The sequence below is a fragment of the Pseudoalteromonas sp. Of7M-16 genome (assembly GCF_022347805.1).
GTDB lineage: Bacteria > Pseudomonadota > Gammaproteobacteria > Enterobacterales > Alteromonadaceae > Pseudoalteromonas > Pseudoalteromonas luteoviolacea_F.
The window spans coordinates 102,961-123,723 of record NZ_JAKRFY010000014.1; the positions used below are offsets into that span (position 1 = coordinate 102,961).

Sequence of the window (20,763 nt, forward strand, 5' to 3'; positions counted from 1 at the left end):
CTGACAACGATGAGTAATTTACTGACGGCCCAAGTGGTTTTGACTTTTGTATTCGATATTGCTTGCTTTATGGCTTTTATTAATAACTAATTGGCATTGGAAAGGCCCTCTTTCAGTAATCTTTTGGGCTCATTTCGCTGTGCTCACTAGCAACCTTTAAGGTATCGCGTGGACTATTCATCTCTAATTAAATCTGTAAGTCTATTGCTAGGTGTGATTGGCGGTCTATTTGCAATCTACAAGTTTTATAGAAGAGACGAACACTTTCCTAGGGTTCAATTTGACGTTGAAATTAATTTTGTAGGAAAAGAAGACGACAAGCATGTAGTTGAGATTGTTGCGTATCTAGACAATAAAGGGGTTGTTCCAATAAAACTTACGGAGTTAGAGTTTAGCCTCAGAGGACTTAAGTCAGGAGAACCTTTGGAAGAAGGCGACAATAAGATTAATAAGCAGCTTAAACTACCCCACAAAATTAAAGATGCCCCTTGGATAGCAGATATGTGGGAACATACATTTGTATATCCAGGAGTGAGAACTCGTTATACACATGCAGCTATCGTTGATGACAAATATAATTATCTGCTGGTAAGAGGCTTGTTTATTTATGAATCTGACGAAAAGTTTCACACCTCAGCAAAATTAGTAAAAGTACCTAATCAGTCAATTCAGTAAGGCAGCCAGTGAGCCTGTAACCTCGGCTAGAAGCGTTACAGAGCATTTGTTTTAACTGTGTAATTAGATAATCTTGGCACATATTCGACTGTCTGATTTGATTGAGTCCTAATAAGCCTGACAGATCAGGCAAGTTGAGACTTATACTGCTAGTGAAAACCACCTAAAACAGAGCCAGCCTCAAAGGGGCTAGCTCTATCATTTTATTTTATTATATGTAAGCCATTGAGCCAGAAATATATTTTTTCTTTGTCAAAATAAGCTAATGCCCCCTCTTTATTGTTTTTCGAGATGGTTCGGGACCACAATGTATAACCTGTCACCTTATCGTAACCGAACAACTTCCACGTATTTGAAAATAAAAATGTTTCTATTCTCATGGTGTTGCGACAAGCATTATCTATACACTTTCCGTTCGATAAGACTTCTTCCGCAACTATATCCTTATTATAGCGGTAAGTCTGAATGTACTTTAAGTTATCGCCATTTTGGTCGGCAACAAATGCATAACTCGAGTCTCGCTCAACTCCCCCCCACTTGCTCGTTTCAATGACGTGGTGGATCAATTCGAATTCAGGGTCGTCATCGACATTGACCCAATAGACATCTAAAACATCCTCCTGATAAATGCTAAAGACCTTTTCTTGCCAAGATTCAACCAGCTCGATATTGTCTTTAGTCACCTTATAAATACCCGATTGACCAAACCTATAGCCGTTGTCTATCTTGGTTACAGCTTCGTTATATGTGGGCTGACTCCAATATGGAATTTGCCAATAAACATAAATCAAGCCATTTTTGTTAAATTCAGGGTGTGGAGATACATGCTTTACATCTTCCAGCACCTCAATTTGGCTGGAATGTCCATTGATCAAAAAGTGCCTCTGCTGAGACCCCAACCTATTGGACAGCCTGACCAACTCTACTCCATCGTGAGCTGATAACACATAACCATCAGAAAGTTCGCTACTGGGTATGGGAATACGTTTTTGTTCTACTCTATCAACGTCATATAAAATGTACTCAGAACCGACTTCTTGATAGTAACTACCATCACTTCTCATAACCATACTATTTCCATATCCTGGCGAAAAATGTCTCTTTCTAAAGTTGTTTCGCTCATCAATAATGTCAGTGTATTCATACACATTAATCATAAGGCTTCCGTCATTAAGCGGTACAACACGACTTCCTGCGGCTGTCGACTTTCTTGAGTAACGAGTGCTCAAATTGCTTATATATTTTGGCTTAATCTTATTGTCTTCAAGACTAGCAGCAATAAGATAAGTATCTTTGCCTGAACTTGAATTCTGCCAATTAAGAAGCGTAGATGAAATGGCGTCTTCACTAGACACTACATGTTTAAGAATAAGTTCGCGAGCTCCGTCACCATCGATATCTGATTGACCAATTATGGTGGAGTTGTTGACATTAGGTATCACTTCAAGCCCAGCAACATAACTATAGGCATTCGCGATGAAACCTTGTTTTATTTGGTCATATCCAACGAGTGTTAAACCATTATCAGATTGAAACAATATACCGCCCACCCCACTTGAATCATCCACTATCGCAAAAGCATCATGATAGAGGCTGCCAAATTCATTGGTATTGAGCTGCCCTTTTTTAATAAGACTGCCTTCTTCATAGATATACCAACTTAAATATTGCTCACCTGTTTCATTTTCACCTAACGTCAGCAACCCTTCACATACCCCGTTGTTGTCCTGATCGACAAACAAAGTATTGTTAACTATGCTGCCATGCCACTGATAATAACCCTGTTGATGTACTTCAAAGTCTGTTAATGCGTTGTCTTTAAAGCTAGAAAGTACTAACTTAACCTCTTTTAAGGTTGGATTGGTTGCAAAAAATGCAAGCTCTTTTTTGCCATCTCCGTCAAGATCACACGCCTTCCATGACTGCCAGGTGAAAAATGTTAAGTATCTTGGCAATTGATGTTCACTACGCACATATGTAGCGTCGAATATTTCAACACGATTGTTACCAATCATATTGACCACTTCCAATGTATCATCCCCGTTCAAATCAACCAGTCTTGGTGCTGGATAATCACGGGGTGTTGCGAATTCAAAAATATGGTTTGTATCAGCTGAACTTTGAAAGCTCTTATAGCCTCCCGTACCCGCAGACAAATTGTTTTCATTAGCATATAAATAGACCATAGATTGCGTATCGTCAGAGTAGCTTACATCGAGTATTGGACCTTCACTGTTTCGAGACAATAAATTTGAATCAACCTTAAGTTTGTCATCTTGTATTGTTAACCAATATATACCGTCTCTATAATCGTCAGAAGAAGGCAATAACTGAGCCGCTTTATCAGACCCAACTGGCCAAGAACGATTATAAGTTGGATAGTCTCCTGTATAGTGAAATACCGAACTGACCTTCGTATTTGTAGGTATTGCAACTACCCCCTTTACAGTTTCTGACTTGTTCTCTCCCTCATCAATAACTTCAATTGAGTAATATACTGTATCGGCAAAGTGATAGCCGTCATCTAATTGACCATCCCACTTTATTTCACCTGAAGGGGAAAGCGTCATAGATTTTGGTCCAGATGTGAGTTTAATTGTGTAGTTATCGAGGTTTTCTATGTTGAGCTGTGCGGTGAACAACTCTCCTTCTTTCAGTTCACTTTTTACTGAAATATCCGCTTCAATAATCAGCGTCTCTCTTTTTTTACCAGTAACATAAACCTGCTCAGCAGCAGTGCCAATGTTTCCTGAACTGTCTATTGCGTTTAACGTAACTGTATACTCTCCCGGTGATTCAAACGTATACCGATGTTGCCGCTGCTCACCTTCTGATAAAATTTCGCCAAACTCATCTGTTATTACCCAATTTAATTGCGACAAATCATAATCTGCGGCCCTTAACTCAGTCACCTCCATAGTATGGAGCTCACTGGGTGATACTACGTTAGGAACTTGTATAACAGGAATATGAGGCCCGTTATCTTCAGATAGCGATGAAAGAGAAAAATGCTCATACGGGACATAAATCACCCTCTCCTCTAGGGGCTCTTGTCCGTATGAAAACTTTGGATTGGATGGACCATAGAGTGAGCCATTTGTATTCCATAATCCTAATTCTAGATAATTGTTAAAGCGCTTTCGAAAAGATATGTCAATGTCCCCTGATATTGTATCCGGAAATGACGGAGCCGCACTTGATTCACTTAGACTTACTCGGCCATAATCAGGTAAATAAATGTGGTTATACGACTCACCAGAACCTGCAAACTTTTCATCGACCCAAGCACGCACTTTACCGCCTTGGTGAAAAACAAAACTCGCTTCAAGTAAAGTATCGTACACGGATTGCACCATGTATCCAGTCAATGTGTAGGAAGCATCAGACTCGATGTCTTGTATTGAAAATGCAGCCGCAAATTCGTATGCTATTTTCTCAGGGATACCTCCTACATTTTTAACTACGTGCAAGTTCATGACACCGTTGGATATTAATGGCCCAATTTTGCAATTATTAAATTTCGCTGTATAACTAGACTTAAGGTTGTCTGCATCAACCTTTGGTAGATCGATGGTTCCCGATTCACAATTTTGAGACTCAGAAAGTATGTAGGCTCTATCGTCGTATTTATAGAATTTAGGGTGGCCAATTGAAAAACCATCGGTATCATCGTACAGAATAAAGTTCTTTATATCATTCCAATACACAGAGTCATGTGCTATTAAAGCAAAGTTTTTGTTGGTAACTTCAGCAACTTCTAAACTGCCACCGTAGCGAGCTTCTAATTTGAGTTTTCCATTGATTGGTAAAGTAGGTTGATTATCTTGAAAGCCAGATTCAGAGGAATTCCCCTCGCTGCCGCCTCCGCAACCAGTTATTATTAGCGTTAAAAAAATGCCAAACAAAATTGGCGTTATCCGTAAGTAATCCATTACGCACCTTCCATCCATTTAAATTCAACATATAACTTTACACAAAAATCACATTTCAACAACATTTTGATACTGAATATCTTCAATATTAAAAAATTAATATTTCTTATATTAATTATGCGTTATACGTTGAACTAACTAGTTTAGTTAACAATAAACTAGTTAGTTCAACAAAGTGTTAAAATGGAATCGCTAGACCTAGACTAAAGTTACTTAGAAAATATAGACTTGTGTTTTTTACTACGATATACATTGTTGACTATTTGAGTGCCTGAGAAATCAAAATTGAAAGAGCCAATGTGTTCAAGGCCAAGGCGCTGGTAAAACAAATTCGACGTATTCTCCACCCATGTATAAAGCCAAAATTCAGCGCCCCAATGACGTTGAATTTCAGCCAGTAATTTTTTGCCAATCCCCTGCCCTTGAAACGCATTATGAACATAGAGCTTTTCAATCTCAAACCCGTAATCATTTTCTTGATATTGAGACTCAAAATTGACGACCGCAAAGCCAATTAGGGCGTTATCTCGCACATAAACCATTACTTTGCACTCAGGGTTATCAATTAATTGGCTAAAGTATTTAGGCGTAAATGTCGTCAATGCAAAGTGTGCATAATCATCACGCATCCCATCTGGTGTATACGTCGTTAACCACACCTGCAAAGCGAGTGCTGCGAGGCTGTTTGTATCTTGAAGCTGAGCTTCTCTAATCATAGTGAGAGGTTATCCATAGTGTATTTAAGAAGTGAGCACTTATCACTTTACGCATGTCTATATTTCAAGTTCTCGGCTGTAATATTGGGCTTAATCTTGGTTATCAAGGACCACAACCTCACCTAAAAACCCCGCGTTGGCTACTGTGCTATAACTCAGCGCATTGGGCCCGGCGTGCATAACCAAATCTTCACCATCGAGTACGCCATTGTTATTACTATCTTGATAGAGCGCGCCTATATGTGCAAATTGCCCATTTTGACGGTACCTGACCGCTATAAAATCTCCTGGAAAAATGTCACTGTCCCACTTCAACTTAGTGTTGGAACCTGTAAATCCACGTAATTTCGCTTTGTGCTTTAAATTTGTAACCAACCAAGCTACATTGCGGTCAAATACTTTGCCATTGTCCTTTATCGCATTTGCAGCCATTAATACATCTGCGCAGTCAACCCCAAATAATGCTGGCTTTGGTAAGGTACAGACCCGAAAATGGCCGGCACATTAAAAAAGCTACTCAGCACACCCAAATACCCCTCACCTTGTGTGAAAGAAACTCGTAGCACCTGTTTATTTAAGCCGCGATGGTCGTTGTTCTCTAATCCCATACTTTTACGGCGGCGACCGTCTTTTCCAATTACTTCTACTTGAAACCAAAAGCTACCAACATTGGCATGGTAATATGGAGACTCAAACACATTATTCTTGTTTAACCATGTCCCCGATACTTCTATTTCAGCCAAGTTATCAAACTGATTTAGACGCTTTTTGTGGTAGTTTACTTTGCCAAATCCAGCCCATTTATAGGGGTTTTTCTCCCATGGATGATTGGCGTTTTTGTAGTATTGGCTGGTATCAGGAATAATTTGAAACCACCTCACTTGCTCCTCAGCCAATACGTCAACTTTGAGCTTAACGCTGTGCCCCGTTGGTGATGACACCGCGTGCCTAACTTGCCATGAAGTGTCAGATGCTATCTGAGAATAGATATCTACACTTGCAAAGGTATTTATACTAAAAAGTAACCCAAATAGGCTGCAAAATTGACAAACTTGCTTCCTTATTCCCATTTATTGCCTCCTTATGTCATTCACCCCAGATACCCTTTAAAGAGGTAATTCAACCAGCGTATATCTTCTTCGCCTAAACATGCTTGAAGGTGCAACTCTGACTGTTGAAGTATGTCTTCATAGACATGTGCTAATGCCTCAACCGTCAATTCTAACCATTCTTCTTTTTCATGTTCACCTAAGTCTCCCCATTAAATGCATCGTCTAATAGCGGGTCATACTATTTTTCAAGTGCGCGGTACAATCGACTCAAAACTGGGTTTATCAATTTTATTGTATCCGCCTCAGCAAACTCCTGTAGCACCTTATCTTGAGCCTCTTAAATATGCTGGTTGAGCGCAACTTGCGTATACTTTTGACCTCGTGGACAAATACCATGTTTGTTTAACAGACCCGTTATGCTTGGCAGTGCCGCCTTTGCTGCAATAGCGGCACCAATTGCGCGGTTCACAAATACAGAAACCCCGCAAATGAGCTGCATACCGTAGGTCAGTTTTGTATCTAACCTATCTATATCATTTGCCAGCAGCTCTAACCGACTTACCTGCCCTACTGGCTGTTTTCTTACTAAAGATTCCGTTTGTTCTGACAAAATATTTGTCAATAACGCTTCAGCATGTTCATTGGCACAGTGAAAAACTCGGCGTTTTGGTAGCGTGTTTACTTCTGGTACGCCATCCGGCAGGTTTCTTAAAGTATGTAAGGCAACTTTATGCTCACCCAATTCAATAGGGATGACAAAGTAATGCTTTTCGTCATAGTCTGACAGTTTAGATTTGTGGCAAGAGGCTAAAAACGGCAGCCCAGCGACCGAATCTTTAAATAGCGTAAGCTGTTTATTGATTTTGCCTTTAACTTGATTTGGTTGCTTAACTAATAAGCGAAGTGTGTTTAGTATATTTTTATGCACTTAGTTTGATACCTCCTTGTACCGAACGGCTCACAATTGGCCCTTGATTACCTATATAAGATAATTGAGCTCTTTCATTGACTTAGTTGGTACAAATTCCGTTATTTGATACTCAGCAATACCTGTTTTATAAAATGGATCTTCGTTTAAAGTTGCCTCTAGTGATTCTTTCGATGTGGAAGCAGCTAAAATGACACCTCCGGTGCGCGGCTCAGTTGGGCCTGACATTAAAAAAATACCATCGTCATAGCACTGATCTAAATACTCAATATGCAGTGGCAAATACTTCTCTACTTCTGATAATCCAACGAGATAATTAAGCGTGACGATAAACATGGCGAGTTCCTTTTGTTATTTATTGGGCGCATTTTTCATGTATCCAAAATAGTAACATCATTGTCCTATTTTTCGTACCTATTTTAACATTGATTAATGTATCAATCGAAATTCAACCTGTATAGAGCCACTTAACATTTCCTTACAACTTATAGAAGCTTTAACATTCGTCATACTAATCAAAATCTTGTGCGACAATTTGTCACATCCCTTGAAGTAAGTTTATTACATATAATCCAACCATTATCCTCAAATCAATAACAATACATGCTAAAAATACTGCTCGCTTGGCATCGACGACTGGCGCTTTTATGCGTAATTCCGTTTGTAATTTGGGCGCTTTCAGGGCTATTGCACCCTGCAATGTCTCATTTTGCGAAAGCGCCACATATTAAGCCTGACCCTATCAAAGTTGAATTGAATAGGATGCATAATTACACACACTTGAAAGACGCTTTAAAGCAGCAAGATATCCATCACTTCAGCCATGCTAGTTTGGTAGAGTTTAAAGGAAACTACTTCTATCAAGTTCAACAGCAAATTGATGATGGTACAACGGTGCATTACCTCCCTTTATCAGCAACCAATGTCAGCTTAAATGATGTTGTTTATGCGCACTATCTGGCAACACAATGGAGTAATCATAACGTTATAAAGAGTGAACTTGTCACACAATTCAGTTCTGCTTACCCTGAAATAAACCGGGTATTGCCTGTTTATAAGTTGCGTATGAGCAGCGCGAATAACATATATATAGATACATTGGGCAAGCGCATAACCGCGCACAATACACCACTGAGAGAGTCGCTATCTTTCTGGTTCAAACAGTTACATACTTGGCAGTTTGCTGGTGATAGACACAGCCTATGGCGCATCATCCCTATGCTGATAATCAGCATCACATTATTTGTTATGGCCGTTTTTGGATTGCTTGCATACAGTGTATTGTGGCCACGAATTAAAACAAAACAGCTCAATAAGCGATCGTTACATAGGGTTTCGGGGTTAGTTTTAAGTTTATGCATGCTCGGATTTGCGAGTAGTAGTGCACACATTTTAATTGATAAGTTTTTTTTGCAAGAGTTTAGAAATCTAGCTCCTGGCAATCAAATTGCCACAGATGCCATCAATCATGATCCTGTCAAAACACTCGCAGCAGCAAATGGTCATAACTTCCAGTTGGTCAATATTTCAGGTCAAGTCATTAGCCAAATCGTATCGTATAAAAATAAATCGATGCACTTTGCATATTGGCAAAGTAACCAAACTCAATATGATGATAAAACATTTGCTCAAAATGCGTTACGAAACCAACTAAATATTACTGGAGCGCTAACACACAGCGAAAAAATCGATAAGTTCGGCCCAACATATGGTTTTATTAACAAGCGGCTACCTGTGCAACAACTGAGTTTCGAACAATCTCCAGAAGTGCGCTATAGCGTTGAGCTTCACACCGGGTACATAGCCGCAGTTGATGACACGTGGCAAAACGCGCGTAGTTGGCATTTTGGCTATTTACATAAGTACCACTTTTTAAACCCTTTAGGTAAAAGTATTCGTGATAGCATCATTACTCTGATCTGCCTCGGATTAGCATTTATTGCCTTATTAGGTACTTCACTGTACTTTTCAAGATTACTGCGTCAGCGTCGGGCAAAAATACATCGCAATTTACAAAATAACGAAATATTAGAAATAACTAAGGAACAAGCATAATGAAATCTGGCTTTTCTTATTCACTCATTGCCATCGCGCTACTGCAGGCTGACTTACTATACGCACAGCAACAGGCAGAGGATATCGAGCAGATCATCGTCACAGCAAGTAGAACAGCCAAAGCTAACACGGATCTGGCACTGAGTGTCGGCAGTGTATCCACTGAGATTATAAAAAATGACAATGCACAACACGTATCTGAGTCTTTAGAAACTATTTCAGGCGTATTGCTCAATCAGCTGTCTGGTGGACAAGGGCATAACGCCGCGATACGCATGCCAATAAACTATGGTGGTTACACATTATACCTTCAAGACAATGTGCCTTTGCAATCCGCTGCATTTTACAATCACAATGCATTGTGGTGGGCGAGCAGCAACTCGTCAATATCTCGATTAGAGGTACTTAAAGGTGCCGGGACCAGCCTGTATGGTTCCGGTGCAGTTGCAGCCACTGTGAATGTGATTTCAGCCCCTATCGGAGAGGGTAAAAATGAGTTGGCCTCTACGTTAGGCGAACATGGCTATCAGCGAATAAACGGCAGCATTACTCACGCACTCTCAAACTCAAATGGTATTCGGATCAGTGGCGCCTACTTAAATAATGATGGTTGGAGAGAGCATAGCAGTGTTGAAAAAGCAGAGTTTAATGTACTCCATGAGCTTGAGATAGATGACAAACAAAGCCTTAAAACCAGCTTGATCACGTCAACCTTAGATCAGCAAATGCTAAACGCACTTACTGAAGAGCAGTTTAACCTAGATCCATCGCAATCTGGTTTGCCCGATGAAGTACTAGCCATTGACCCTAGCCGAGCCACGGACTACGTACGACTCAGCTCAGAATATCAATATGAAGATCACGACTTTTATGCGTCGGTGATCCCTTATTTACGCTACCGTAGTAACGATTATATTGCGACTTGGCAACCGAATATGCCGAAAGTCGAATCAAGCGTTAGAACCATTGGCCTGCTGGCCTTAACAAACTTTAGACACAATCCGGATTTTGAAACCACAATAGGCATCGACCTAGAACGCTCAGAAGGCGATGCATACTCCTATCAGCCGACCACCAGAACAACAACTGGCTGGGGTGCTGCGACCTACCCGCAAGGGCACGTTTTTTATAACGACTCCACGCGTTTTGTAGGCATATCTCCTTACATTCAACACCTAGGTAAACTCACTGAACAGCTAAATTATTCAATCGGGTTAAGATACGACAACAACCAATACGACTTTGACAATACCTTGTCTGCTTACGATGACGATGGATTTGGTAATCGTTCTATCACAAGTCGCAGTGATACTTTTGAGCACTTGAGCCCTAAAGCAAGTTTAAACTACCAGCTCAGCGCACAGTCCAGTCTTTATGCTCGTTATGCTAATTCGATTCGGATCCCCACGGCTTCTGAGATTTACCATCTAAAGACCAAAGAAACCAGTTCACAATTGGACTCAATCAGTGAGGAAACATCCGATACATATGAACTAGGCTACAAAGCAAACTTCGACAAACTCTCTATAGAAGTAGCTTATTATATTATGGATGTAAAAGACGCGATTGTGACAGCCTATGATGACTTTGGTTCAAGCTTTCGCGTTAATGCCTCTGAAGTGAGACATCAAGGATTCGAAATAGGTGGGACTTATACCTTTTCACCGGCTTGGTCTATGGCGCTAGCGTATAGTCAATCCAATCATGAATTTCAACACTACGTACAAGATGCAGGCAGAATCGATTTCAAAACGGGGGAAAGTAAAGAAATCGACCTATCTGGTAATAGCTTAGTCATGGCCCCAGAATACGTTGCAAACCTGCGCTTAAATTACACGAGCCAATTGGTGTCTGGCCTCAATATTACAGCTGAGGTTAAGAGCATTGGAGACTACTGGATGGACTCTGAAAACACACGTAAATATGAAGGCTATACAATCGCAAACCTCAAGGCCAACTATCAAGTCACTGAGTCACTCAAGCTACACGCACGATTGGCAAATGTCACTGACAAAAAGTATGCCTTACAGGCTGAGCTCAGATATGGCAAAGAACGTATCCAACCCGGCGCGCCACAAATGGCTTATGTTGGGCTGAATTACTCATTTTAATTGCCAATAGAAAGCTATAAATTTCCCTATGCCCGTCAGTTGTCGGGCATAGGTCGCTTATCAAATAAAAGAAAAAAATCAGTGCTTCGGCAAAACTTCAAATTAAAACTGCTTGCGAGTCATACATAACAAAGATAGTATATAACAAATTAATTATATTCATATTCAAAACGAGCATTGATATGAAAGTACTCTTTTTATGTACCGAGAACTCAGCGAGATCGCTGATGGCAGAAGTCCTGCTAAAACATCATGGGAAAGGTAAATATGAGGTCTACAGTGCTGGAACAAAACCAAGCGGTGCTGACCCTCGTACTCTCGCTGTTATTGAACATTTTGGGCTAAAGAGTCAAGGGCTTGAATCACAACATATAGATGAATTTGCCAACATGCATTTCGATTACGTGATCACCCTCTGTGCTAGTGCAACCAAGGAATGTGAAGGCAGAGTTAATGGCATAAATTGCCTAGCATGGGATATTGATGAACCCAAGACTCGCAAGTGTGACAACCCGTTTGAAAAAACGCTGCAAGAGATCAATGAAAAAATACAATCTTTACTCGTGGATAACGCCTCTCAAAAGCCCGCTACCGTAGAGCCCATGGCATTTTATAAGGCACTTTCAGACGAAACTCGGCTTAAAGCTTTACTTATCATTGCAGTAGAAAAAGAAGCATGTGTCTGCGAGCTTATGACCGCACTGGACGAACCCAGCCAGCCTAAAGTTTCACGTCACCTCGCTCAATTGCGAAAAGTAGGCATATTATCAGACCGCAAATATCACCAATGGGTATTTTATTCACTCAACCCTACACTGCCCGAGTGGATGAAACACACGATCACGTCGACAGTTATCAATGAACCAACTTTCATAGAACAAGAACTGTCTCGACTCAACACTATGGGGGACCGCCCTACTCGTTATTCAAACTTGTGTAGTTAAAAGGTATTAAAGTGGGAATTTTTGAACGCTACTTATCCGTTTGGGTCGCTGCCAGCATCGCTACTGGGGCTGGGCTCGGCTTAATTTACCCGGCAATTTTTGAGTCTATTGCTGCTTTAACCTTCGCCAATGTTAATTTGGTAGTCGCGGTGCTAATTTGGGTGATGATCTACCCCATGATGGTGCAAATTGATTTTTCTACCATCAAAGAGGTCGGCAAAAACCCCAGAGGTTTGATACTAACCGTCGTAATAAATTGGCTTATAAAGCCATTTACCATGGCAGCCCTTGGATGGTTATTTTTTGAAGGTATTTTTGCCAGCTATGTCAGCCCACAAACGGCACAAGAATATATTGCAGGTATGATACTACTGGGAGTTGCTCCTTGTACCGCCATGGTGTTTGTCTGGTCTCAGTTGACCAAAGGTGATGCGAATTACACGTTAGTGCAAGTCTCCGTCAATGATGTGATCATGATATTTGCCTTTGCTCCGATTGCAGGTTTGCTGTTGGGCGTGTCGGATATTCATGTTCCATGGAATACCTTGCTTATCTCAGTTTTACTTTATGTCTTGTTACCGCTTGTTGCCGGAGTTGTGACTCGTAAAAAACTCAATGGCTCGAACAAAAATGAAGCTGCGATCAATTCCTTATTAGCAAGGCTAAAGCCGTTTTCAGTCATTGGCTTATTGGCAACTGTAGTACTGCTGTTTGGATTTCAAGCTAATACCATTATTTCACAACCGATGAACATAGTCCTGATTGCAGTTCCGCTCATTTTGCAAACCTATGGGATATTTTTTATCGCCTATTTTGCTGCTTTGAAATTAAAGCTTAGACACAATATTGCTGCTCCAGCTTGTCTGATCGGTACCTCGAACTTTTTTGAACTCGCTGTTGCTGTCGCGATCTCTTTATTTGGATTGCATTCAGGCGCGGCACTTGCAACCGTAGTTGGCGTTTTGGTAGAAGTACCTGTAATGCTGTCTCTCGTTGCTATCGTCAATAAAACCAAGCATTGGTTTAACCCATAATTTCACCAAGAGACTGTTATGCAAACACACCCATTTGACAAACTAGCCCTGAATAACGGCGGGACGTTCATTTTCACTCCTTGCCCTGGCACAAAAGAAGTGCCATTAATCGAAGCTGTCGAGCAACTTAAGTGCGCGTCAGTTCAAGCTGTTGTCACTCTGATGTACGACAACGAAATGGAAAAAAATGGTGCTCAAGGATTACCACTTGCCTGTGAAAAACTCGCGCTACAGTGGTTTCAACTACCTCTGCCAGATGACGATGCCCCTAATCAAGACTTTACTGATGCATTCAATACACATGTCAATGCGATCTTATCCATTGTAGAGCAAAAAGGCACCGTCGCGGTCCATTGTAAAGGAGGCTCAGGCCGAACAGGGCTGGTTATAGCGCTGCTGATGAAACGTCTTGGATACGATCATCAAGCTATCATTGAGCAGGTACAACTACTCAGGCCCAAAGCGCTTAAACACCCGGTGCAAAAAGCCTTTTTTGATGAATTCTAGTCCTCACCTGATTGACAGTTAATTTATGTGCAATGCACTGAGTTTAAGGCTGGATGTATGAATTTGGTGTCACGCTACGCCAAATTCATACCTACACCAACGAGGCATCTCCCTTCATAATCATTCACAACTCAGCGCGCTGTTACTTTAGGTTCATCCCAAATATCGTATTTGTCCCCTTGCCACTTTAACAAAGCAAATAAGTAAGCTGTCAGTAACATTAGCAAACCGCCGACCAATGCAGCTTCACTCACAACACCCACACAACAAAATATAAAACCTGATATATGCCCCAGCCACGTGATGCGATTTGCTGTATCTCGCTTTGGCCTAAGCTGTAAAAAATTAAGCACAAACCAAATTTTTAAAATAATCGGCAGGCCTTGCCAATTTTCAGAACGTCTATTCATGGTCACTTTCTCCTGATTCAATATTTCGATACTGACATTGAGCGCAGCAGCAAGACATTTCTGCGATTCTAAACTCGCATTACCACCAGCCTCAATTCGTTGAATAGTACGAACACTCAAACCAGACATTTGAGCTAACTGCTCCTGGGAAAGGCTGCGACTTAATCTAAGTTGTTTTAGAACCACGGTTTTACCTCTTACTCGCTCATCTTGGAGAGTGACTGATATTATCATCTGTCGGTCACGAAATGGTATCGACACTACCCGACAATTACCCGACTCTTACATGACACCTGTTAAAAAGACACACTTTTAAAATAAATAGCATACCTTTCAATAGTTTTGCATTTACGACCAAACTCCAAACTTGGTCAAGTATGATTATTAATCGTCGTTTTTCTCATCAAATTCCGCTAGCATAGCTGCCAATTTATAATAATTAAAATAGAGGGACATATGATCCAAGATGGTTTTTCGTTCATCGCATTCTTAATGTTTGTGTCGAGTATTGTGATTTGGTATGAGGACAAATATAAAAATGGGCCTTTTTTCAAATATGTTCCAGCTGTCATTATCATCTACTTTTCAGCGATGGTAATGTCAACGTTGGGCGTATGGGAAATGACAGAGTCAGTCAAACAAGCCCGTGGAGAAGTAAAAACCGCTATATTGCCAGCAATGATATTCTTAATGCTATTGAGGGCAGACCTACGCGACATTGTTAAGCTTGGACCTAAGCTATTAGGGACTTTCTTTGCTGCAACTTTAAGCATTGTACTTGGTTTCATCATTTCTTTTGCGTTATTCCAAAGCTATTTAAGTGACAATGCTGCGCTTACTTTTGGCGCTCTAGCTGGCAGCTGGATAGGCGGTACTCAAAATATGGTTGCTGTGCAACAATCTTTGGGACTGAATGATGCCGGAATGGGATACACCCTATTGATCGACTCAATAGATTACGCAATGTGGATCATGTTTTTACTGGCTCTGGTACCTTTTGCACATAAGTTTAATGCTTGGACAAAGGCAAACACCAGCACCCTTGATGAGCTGCAACACAAACTCACCTTGTCTAATGATAAGATAAGAAAAGAAACTACTTTTCCAGATATGATGCTACTGCTCGGCTGTGCATTTGGTTTGTCTGCACTGGCCATCTACGTATCGGGTTTATTACCACATAACGCGGTCCTCACGAGTACAACATGGAGTATTATGTTGGTGACCTTAGCAGGTGTCATTTGCGCAATGACACCTCTTGGGAAAATTCCAGGTTCTCCACAACTTTCAAATGTCTTACTTTATACACTTGTTGGGCTGATTGCGGCCAACGCAAACTTTGCAGAGTTAACTCAAGCTCCTGCGTACATCTTAGCTGGCTTTGTTATCCTACTTATTCACGGCGTAATACTCACGACTATCGCCAAAATATTTAAACTCGATCTATTTACCTGTGGTATAGCCTCACTCGCAAACATCGGTGGCGTTGCCTCTTCCCCCGTTCTTGCTGCAGCATATAGCCAAACTCTAGTACCAGTTGCAATCTTGATGGCGCTGATGGGCGTCATCATTGGCACAGGTGCAGGCATAGGCGTTGCCTTACTGTTACAGGCCATGTAATTATGCGCATTCTGTGGTGAGTACTATCTCACCACAGAATGAGAATCACGGCAAAATTCAACCATTTGCAACATACAAAGTTCCACACTATTTAAAAAACAAAAACACTATAATTTAACTAGCCTATTTCAACGCTACATTAACGATAATAATCTATATCTTCAGTTCCGCCTCTTCTAATGAATTTAAACCTAACTCTTTAATTATTATGATTAAAGAGCAAGCTTTAACAACCAAGGCTGTTTATTTATTGATCACAATTTAAATCAATGTTAAAACATATAATGAATTGTAACTGATAAAGTGTCACTTGCTTTACTATTATAGTATTTACATCGATGCACAAATCGAAACCAAACAATAATCGCAATATACAAATATACTAAAAGTTTAAATTCAATTAATTTATATAAGGAAATTCATATGGTATTAAAATCCTCTTTATTCATATTTTTGCTTTGTATTATTTCATTCGATTCATATGCAACAATGGACTTGCAAAGCTACAAAAGGCAGGCTCTAATCGATCGACAAACTCCTGGACGCTGTGTAAACCCACCTCATATTATCGATTATTACCACCGTATAGACTTCGCGCAGAGCCACGGGCTTATTACTTCTAGCGCTGCATCATGGGGCCGTATAGCTGGTTTCTACCCAGTCATTGATGTATTTGATTACACGATAGTCGCAGTGTGTAGCTTTGGTGCTAGGCCAAAGCTACAACAATACTAAAAACGTAAATAGTTTTATTAGAATTTATGAAATATTTAATAAGGATATAAAATGAATCTTAAAGCTCTCTCTATTTTAAGCATATTGTCTTTCCAATCACACGCAATGATGACCTTGCCTGAGTTTATAGAAGGTGCGCAGCACCCTAATGCACGGAGCCATGCCTGTTATAGCTATAGAGTACCGATGACATTTTCAGAGTATTTGCAAATGGCAGTATCTGACAGGCTTATTACACCCGATGTCGCTCGACAGGCCAAAAGTAATTACTACTTCCCAGTGATAGATATGTACGAATACAAGGCTGTGGGAGTTTGCCGAGTCAACCTTAGGACCTTTACTTCTTTGGATTAAATGTCGGGGGGCAACTGTTCAATCAGGATTTTAGGTTGGTGAAAATTGTCCCTAGGCTTTAAATACCGGGTAAACACAATTAATAAGATTAATTTACTTTTACAAAATATAAGGAAATCATTATGGCCATTAAAACCCTCGCTTTCGCTGGCGTACTTTCTCTACTTTCATTTGAATCGTTCGCCGCAATGGATATTGCTGAATATGAAGTGAGAGCCTATCAGGACAATGGAAGTTCAGGACGTTGTGCCCGAGGATACCCTATTACATATAACGAGTTTAAAAGACGGATTGACTGGGCTTATAGCCGTGGGCTCATTACAGAAAGAGCGTCTTATTGGGGTAAAGCGTATGGCTACTATCCAGTAGTAGATATTTTTTCAGATCAAGTCGTTGCTGTTTGTAGAGGCGCATAATTCACCAACATGATATTGATAAAACGTTTCAGTATTTAACTGGATATATGCAGCATGTCGCGACGTGCTGCATATGCTCGATAAACTAATGTCAAATAGGAAAGACAATGAAAAAACCATTTTGTGGGTGTTTTCACTTTTTTCCTTGCGTATTTAGCTTAATTGACTCTGCCACCATATGTGTGTCGATGCACCTAAATCGAGCTGCTTTTGATCGGGATATTCCGCAGCTATGCCGAATAGAGTTAATTTATATTCGAACACATAATGACAACCAAATGCATAACCTTCGCACTGTTAGAGCGGTATTTTTAATGCGTTTAAATCTGATAAGGAATAATAATGATGATAAAAACACTTGCATTAGCAGGAGTATTATCCCTGCTGTCATTCGAATCTTTCGCAACAATGGACTTGGCGACATACGCACATCGCGCCCGTATAGATGCCGAAATGCCAGGGCGGTGTGTATATAGGCCTATCCCTTACCAAGAATTAAAAATGCGCATTGATTGGGCATTTCATCAAGGACTAATTACTGAAAGAGCAGCTTGGTGGAGTAAAGCCTATGGCTACTACCCCGTTGTTGATATGTTTTCCCAAAATATAGCCGCTGTTTGCAAAGGCTAAAGTCAATACCCCAGATAAACACCAAAATACTAATCAATGAAAAATAACCCGTTATCGCTAAATGTTAAAAAGTAAGGAGATTATTAAGATGATAAAAACACTAGCATTAGCAGGGACGCTATCTCTGCTGTCATTTGAATCTTTCGCAGCAATGGACTTGGCAACTTACGAATATCGCGCCCGTATTGACTCTGATATGGCTAGTCGGTGTTCAACTCGCCCTATCTCCTATCAAGAGTTTATTATGCGCATTGATTGGGCATTTCATCAGGGACTAATTACCGAAAGAGCAGCTTATTGGGGCAAAGCTTATGGTTATTATCCTCTTGTTGATTTTTTTGACCGATCTGTAGTGGCTATTTGTAAAGGTGTATAAAGCCAAAATCAATAACCCCTATAAACGTGCTCACATAAGTACCTGAAAGTTAATCTGTCTGAACTAAAAGCCAAAAATAAGGAAATTACTATGATGATAAAAACACTGGCACTTGCAGGAATATTATCCCTGCTGTCCTTCGAATCTGTCGCAGCCATGGACTTAGCAGCTTATGAACATCGCGCGCGAATTGACTCAGGAATTGGAGGGCGATGTAACAACAAGCCAATCCCTTTCCAAGAATTGGCAATGCACATTGATTGGGCATTTAACCGAGGACTAATTACCGAAAGAGCGGCTTATTGGGGTAAAGCTTATGGCTATTATCCTGTTATACATATTTTTATCTTTAAAATAGGCGCAATTTGTAGTGGAAGATAAGGCTTAAGTTAATAGCCCTATAAAGGTGCTTATATAAGTATTTAAAAAATAATCACTAATTACTAAATGTTAATAAATAAGGAAATTATCATGATGATAAAAACTCTTGCATTCGCAGGCGCATTATCCCTGCTGTCATTCGAATCTGCCGCAACGATGAACTTAGCAGCTTATCAGAGTCGCGCTCAGATAGACTCAGAAATAACAGGGCGATGTGTATATAGCCCTCTCCCATACCATGAAATGGTAAGGCGCATTGATTGGGCAGTTAATCAGGGGCTTATTACCAAAAGAGCGGCAGATTGGGGTAAAGCCTATAGCTACTACCCTGTAATTGATTTTTTTAGCTTTACTATAGGCGCAGTTTGCAGTGGAAGCGGCAGTAGATAAGGCAGAAGTCAATTTTTACCTCTAATCGAATGCGCCTTGGTAAATAAAACTAAGGCGGTAATATCAAACCTTAAATGGAGGTGCTCCATGTCATTTAAATCACTTACCTTTGCAGGCGCTATCGCTTTACTGTCATTTGACTCTAATGCAGCGATCAGCATGGCTGCCTATGAAGCTATGGCGCTAAGAGATGCACAAGCTGCAGGTCGCTGTACCTCAAAACCTACATCATACACTGAAGTCAAAGCTCGAATAGATTTCGCACTTGGGATGGGCCTTATAACTCAACGAGCTTCGTTTTGGGCAAAAGCATATAGCTACTACCCTGTTGTGGACACTTATACTCGGTCAGTTTTGGCAATATGCCGTGGTTAAAAACTGTACTCAGGGGGAATTGCTAAAAAAGGACAGAAATATGATTTACAGAACTCTCGCTTTCTCAACGCTATTGTCATTACTTTCATTTGATGCTTCTGCTGCTATGGGGTTAGCTCAATATCGCGCCTTTGCCCTTGAAGGCAACGGTCCACCAGGAACGTGTTATGCAGGACCTATTTCATTTCAAGAATTAGCGAGACGAATTGACGATGCACATAACAGAGGCTTAATTACTGAAAGAGCAGCTTATTGGGGTAAAGCTTACAGCTTCTACCCTTTAATTGATCCTAACTCAGGCAGAATTAACGCCATTTGCAGAGGCATCTAGTCAAAAATATCAGCGCTTTAATTTATTCTGGAGCGCTTAAGCTTCATAAGGAAATCACTATGAACATCAAACAGCTCACCTTTGCAAGTGTATTGTCTATACTCTCATTTGAGTCATTTGCATCAATGAACATATCCGAATATCAATATCGTGCCATTATAGGCAGTCAGCCACACTCGCGCTGCAATACCTTCCCAGTCCCCTCTAATTGGCAGCAATATATTGATGACGCACTGTATCGAGGACTTATTACATTACGTGCCGCCAATTGGGGAAGGGCCAATGGTTTCTACCCCATCATCGATATGTTTCGGCGAGAGGTCGGCGCAGTTTGCTCTGCTGGCAAACCTTAACAGCAAGGCGACATGACAATAGCATTCTAATTGAAGTGGAATTAAACACTTATTATTTAAATTTGGATCCCATAACAAGTTAAATACACTACACAATATAAAGGATTTATTATGACTTTTAAGACGCTCGCATTAGCAGGAGCACTCTCTTTGTTTACATTTGAATCATCTGCTGCATTGTCGCTAGATGAATATATCGAGCGGGCAACTTCATATGAAGAAAGGTACCAATGTTGGGAGGCTCGCTATATGAGACCCCGTAAAATAGAAGAAATTAGATTACGTAATGAGTTTGCTCGTGACCAAGGGCTAATCACTGAGCAATCTTCTCAATGGGGCATAAGAAATGGATTCTATCCAATAGTCGATTTCTTCTCTCGAGATAGAATTCACCTGATATGTTTTATCTCGCACTCAAAACCGATTTAATTAAAACTA

25 protein-coding genes are annotated in these 20,763 nt (G+C 40.5%); 18 read left to right on the top strand and 7 right to left on the bottom strand.

The genetic code is table 11. The features are described 5' to 3' along the window. The first annotated feature begins 168 nt into the window (after window positions 1–168). Window positions 169–675, top strand: coding sequence for a hypothetical protein (locus MHN81_RS15325; RefSeq protein WP_239426159.1), 507 nt, complete (start codon window positions 169–171; stop codon window positions 673–675). A gap of 203 nt (window positions 676–878) precedes the next feature. On the opposite strand, the gene MHN81_RS15330 is transcribed toward MHN81_RS15325, so the two are convergent. From MHN81_RS15330 to MHN81_RS15355, 6 genes are all read right to left on the bottom strand, one after another. Continuing rightward, on the bottom strand, window positions 879–4,607 hold the full coding sequence (locus MHN81_RS15330) for a hypothetical protein (RefSeq protein WP_239426160.1): 3,729 nt from the start codon (window positions 4,605–4,607) through the stop codon (window positions 879–881). Between the two features lie 209 nt (window positions 4,608–4,816). Continuing rightward, complete coding sequence (locus tag MHN81_RS15335) at window positions 4,817–5,323, bottom strand: GNAT family N-acetyltransferase (protein ID WP_023400534.1); 507 nt, start codon at window positions 5,321–5,323, stop codon at window positions 4,817–4,819. Window positions 5,324–5,413: 90 nt separating this feature from the next. Then, window positions 5,414–5,755, bottom strand: a complete 342-nt coding sequence (locus MHN81_RS15340) for a hypothetical protein (protein ID WP_023400533.1) — start codon at window positions 5,753–5,755, stop codon at window positions 5,414–5,416. After that, window positions 5,755–6,393, bottom strand: a complete 639-nt coding sequence (locus tag MHN81_RS15345; RefSeq protein ID WP_239426161.1) for a hypothetical protein — start codon at window positions 6,391–6,393, stop codon at window positions 5,755–5,757. Before MHN81_RS15345 ends, MHN81_RS15340 begins: the two co-directional genes overlap by 1 nt. Window positions 6,394–6,712: 319 nt before the next feature. After that, on the bottom strand, window positions 6,713–7,303 hold the full coding sequence (locus MHN81_RS15350; RefSeq protein ID WP_239426162.1) for a hypothetical protein: 591 nt from the start codon (window positions 7,301–7,303) through the stop codon (window positions 6,713–6,715). Between the two features lie 51 nt (window positions 7,304–7,354). Further along, window positions 7,355–7,639, bottom strand: coding sequence for a YciI family protein (locus MHN81_RS15355; RefSeq protein WP_023400529.1), 285 nt, complete (start codon window positions 7,637–7,639; stop codon window positions 7,355–7,357). A 267-nt stretch (window positions 7,640–7,906) separates the two neighbouring features. On the opposite strand from MHN81_RS15355, the gene MHN81_RS15360 reads away from it, so the two are divergent. The 5 genes from MHN81_RS15360 to MHN81_RS15380 all read left to right on the top strand — a co-directional run bounded on the left by MHN81_RS15360 (window position 7,907) and on the right by MHN81_RS15380 (window position 13,954). Continuing rightward, complete coding sequence (locus MHN81_RS15360; RefSeq protein ID WP_239426163.1) at window positions 7,907–9,358, top strand: PepSY domain-containing protein; 1,452 nt, start codon at window positions 7,907–7,909, stop codon at window positions 9,356–9,358. Then, window positions 9,358–11,469, top strand: a complete 2,112-nt coding sequence (locus MHN81_RS15365; RefSeq protein WP_239426164.1) for a TonB-dependent receptor — start codon at window positions 9,358–9,360, stop codon at window positions 11,467–11,469. The genes MHN81_RS15360 and MHN81_RS15365 overlap by 1 nt, the downstream gene beginning before the upstream one ends. Window positions 11,470–11,651: 182 nt before the next feature. After that, window positions 11,652–12,413: a metalloregulator ArsR/SmtB family transcription factor gene (locus MHN81_RS15370; RefSeq protein ID WP_239426165.1), complete on the top strand. Its 762-nt coding sequence runs from the start codon at window positions 11,652–11,654 to the stop codon at window positions 12,411–12,413. An 11-nt stretch (window positions 12,414–12,424) separates the two neighbouring features. Further along, a complete protein-coding gene (gene arsB, locus MHN81_RS15375) occupies window positions 12,425–13,447 on the top strand; it encodes an ACR3 family arsenite efflux transporter (protein ID WP_023400525.1) in 1,023 nt (340 codons plus the stop codon). An 18-nt stretch (window positions 13,448–13,465) separates the two neighbouring features. Then, window positions 13,466–13,954, top strand: coding sequence for a dual specificity protein phosphatase family protein (locus MHN81_RS15380; RefSeq protein WP_023400524.1), 489 nt, complete (start codon window positions 13,466–13,468; stop codon window positions 13,952–13,954). A 131-nt stretch (window positions 13,955–14,085) separates the two neighbouring features. Here MHN81_RS15380 and MHN81_RS15385 read toward each other — a convergent pair whose 3' ends face one another. Further along, window positions 14,086–14,598 carry a helix-turn-helix transcriptional regulator gene (locus MHN81_RS15385; RefSeq protein WP_231105494.1) on the bottom strand — a complete coding sequence of 171 codons (513 nt, stop codon included), beginning with the start codon at window positions 14,596–14,598 and terminating at the stop codon, window positions 14,086–14,088. Between the two features lie 222 nt (window positions 14,599–14,820). On the opposite strand from MHN81_RS15385, the gene MHN81_RS15390 reads away from it, so the two are divergent. The 12 genes from MHN81_RS15390 to MHN81_RS15445 all read left to right on the top strand — a co-directional run bounded on the left by MHN81_RS15390 (window position 14,821) and on the right by MHN81_RS15445 (window position 20,754). Next, the gene (locus MHN81_RS15390) at window positions 14,821–15,984 is read left to right on the top strand and encodes a DUF819 family protein (protein WP_239426166.1); all 1,164 of its coding nucleotides are present in this window, start codon (window positions 14,821–14,823) and stop codon (window positions 15,982–15,984) included. 423 nt (window positions 15,985–16,407) lie between these two features. Further along, complete coding sequence (locus MHN81_RS15395; protein ID WP_023400521.1) at window positions 16,408–16,719, top strand: hypothetical protein; 312 nt, start codon at window positions 16,408–16,410, stop codon at window positions 16,717–16,719. Window positions 16,720–16,770: 51 nt separating this feature from the next. Continuing rightward, window positions 16,771–17,073 (top strand): hypothetical protein, encoded by a 303-nt coding sequence (locus MHN81_RS15400; protein WP_023400520.1) that lies wholly within the window; start codon window positions 16,771–16,773, stop codon window positions 17,071–17,073. Window positions 17,074–17,195: 122 nt separating this feature from the next. Then, window positions 17,196–17,489 (top strand): hypothetical protein, encoded by a 294-nt coding sequence (locus MHN81_RS15405; protein ID WP_239426167.1) that lies wholly within the window; start codon window positions 17,196–17,198, stop codon window positions 17,487–17,489. A gap of 342 nt (window positions 17,490–17,831) precedes the next feature. Then, the gene (locus MHN81_RS15410; RefSeq protein WP_023400518.1) at window positions 17,832–18,119 is read left to right on the top strand and encodes a hypothetical protein; all 288 of its coding nucleotides are present in this window, start codon (window positions 17,832–17,834) and stop codon (window positions 18,117–18,119) included. Between the two features lie 88 nt (window positions 18,120–18,207). Then, the gene (locus MHN81_RS15415) at window positions 18,208–18,495 is read left to right on the top strand and encodes a hypothetical protein (RefSeq protein ID WP_023400517.1); all 288 of its coding nucleotides are present in this window, start codon (window positions 18,208–18,210) and stop codon (window positions 18,493–18,495) included. Between the two features lie 90 nt (window positions 18,496–18,585). Next, window positions 18,586–18,876, top strand: coding sequence for a hypothetical protein (locus MHN81_RS15420; RefSeq protein ID WP_023400516.1), 291 nt, complete (start codon window positions 18,586–18,588; stop codon window positions 18,874–18,876). A gap of 90 nt (window positions 18,877–18,966) precedes the next feature. Then, window positions 18,967–19,266 carry a hypothetical protein gene (locus tag MHN81_RS15425; RefSeq protein ID WP_023400515.1) on the top strand — a complete coding sequence of 100 codons (300 nt, stop codon included), beginning with the start codon at window positions 18,967–18,969 and terminating at the stop codon, window positions 19,264–19,266. An 87-nt stretch (window positions 19,267–19,353) separates the two neighbouring features. Next, window positions 19,354–19,641: a hypothetical protein gene (locus MHN81_RS15430; protein ID WP_023400514.1), complete on the top strand. Its 288-nt coding sequence runs from the start codon at window positions 19,354–19,356 to the stop codon at window positions 19,639–19,641. A 40-nt stretch (window positions 19,642–19,681) separates the two neighbouring features. Next, the gene (locus MHN81_RS15435) at window positions 19,682–19,972 is read left to right on the top strand and encodes a hypothetical protein (RefSeq protein ID WP_023400513.1); all 291 of its coding nucleotides are present in this window, start codon (window positions 19,682–19,684) and stop codon (window positions 19,970–19,972) included. Between the two features lie 59 nt (window positions 19,973–20,031). Continuing rightward, the gene (locus MHN81_RS15440; protein WP_023400512.1) at window positions 20,032–20,325 is read left to right on the top strand and encodes a hypothetical protein; all 294 of its coding nucleotides are present in this window, start codon (window positions 20,032–20,034) and stop codon (window positions 20,323–20,325) included. 111 nt (window positions 20,326–20,436) lie between these two features. Continuing rightward, entirely contained in the window at window positions 20,437–20,754 is a 318-nt protein-coding gene (locus tag MHN81_RS15445; protein ID WP_023400511.1) for a hypothetical protein, read from the top strand. Window positions 20,755–20,763 lie beyond the last annotated feature (9 nt).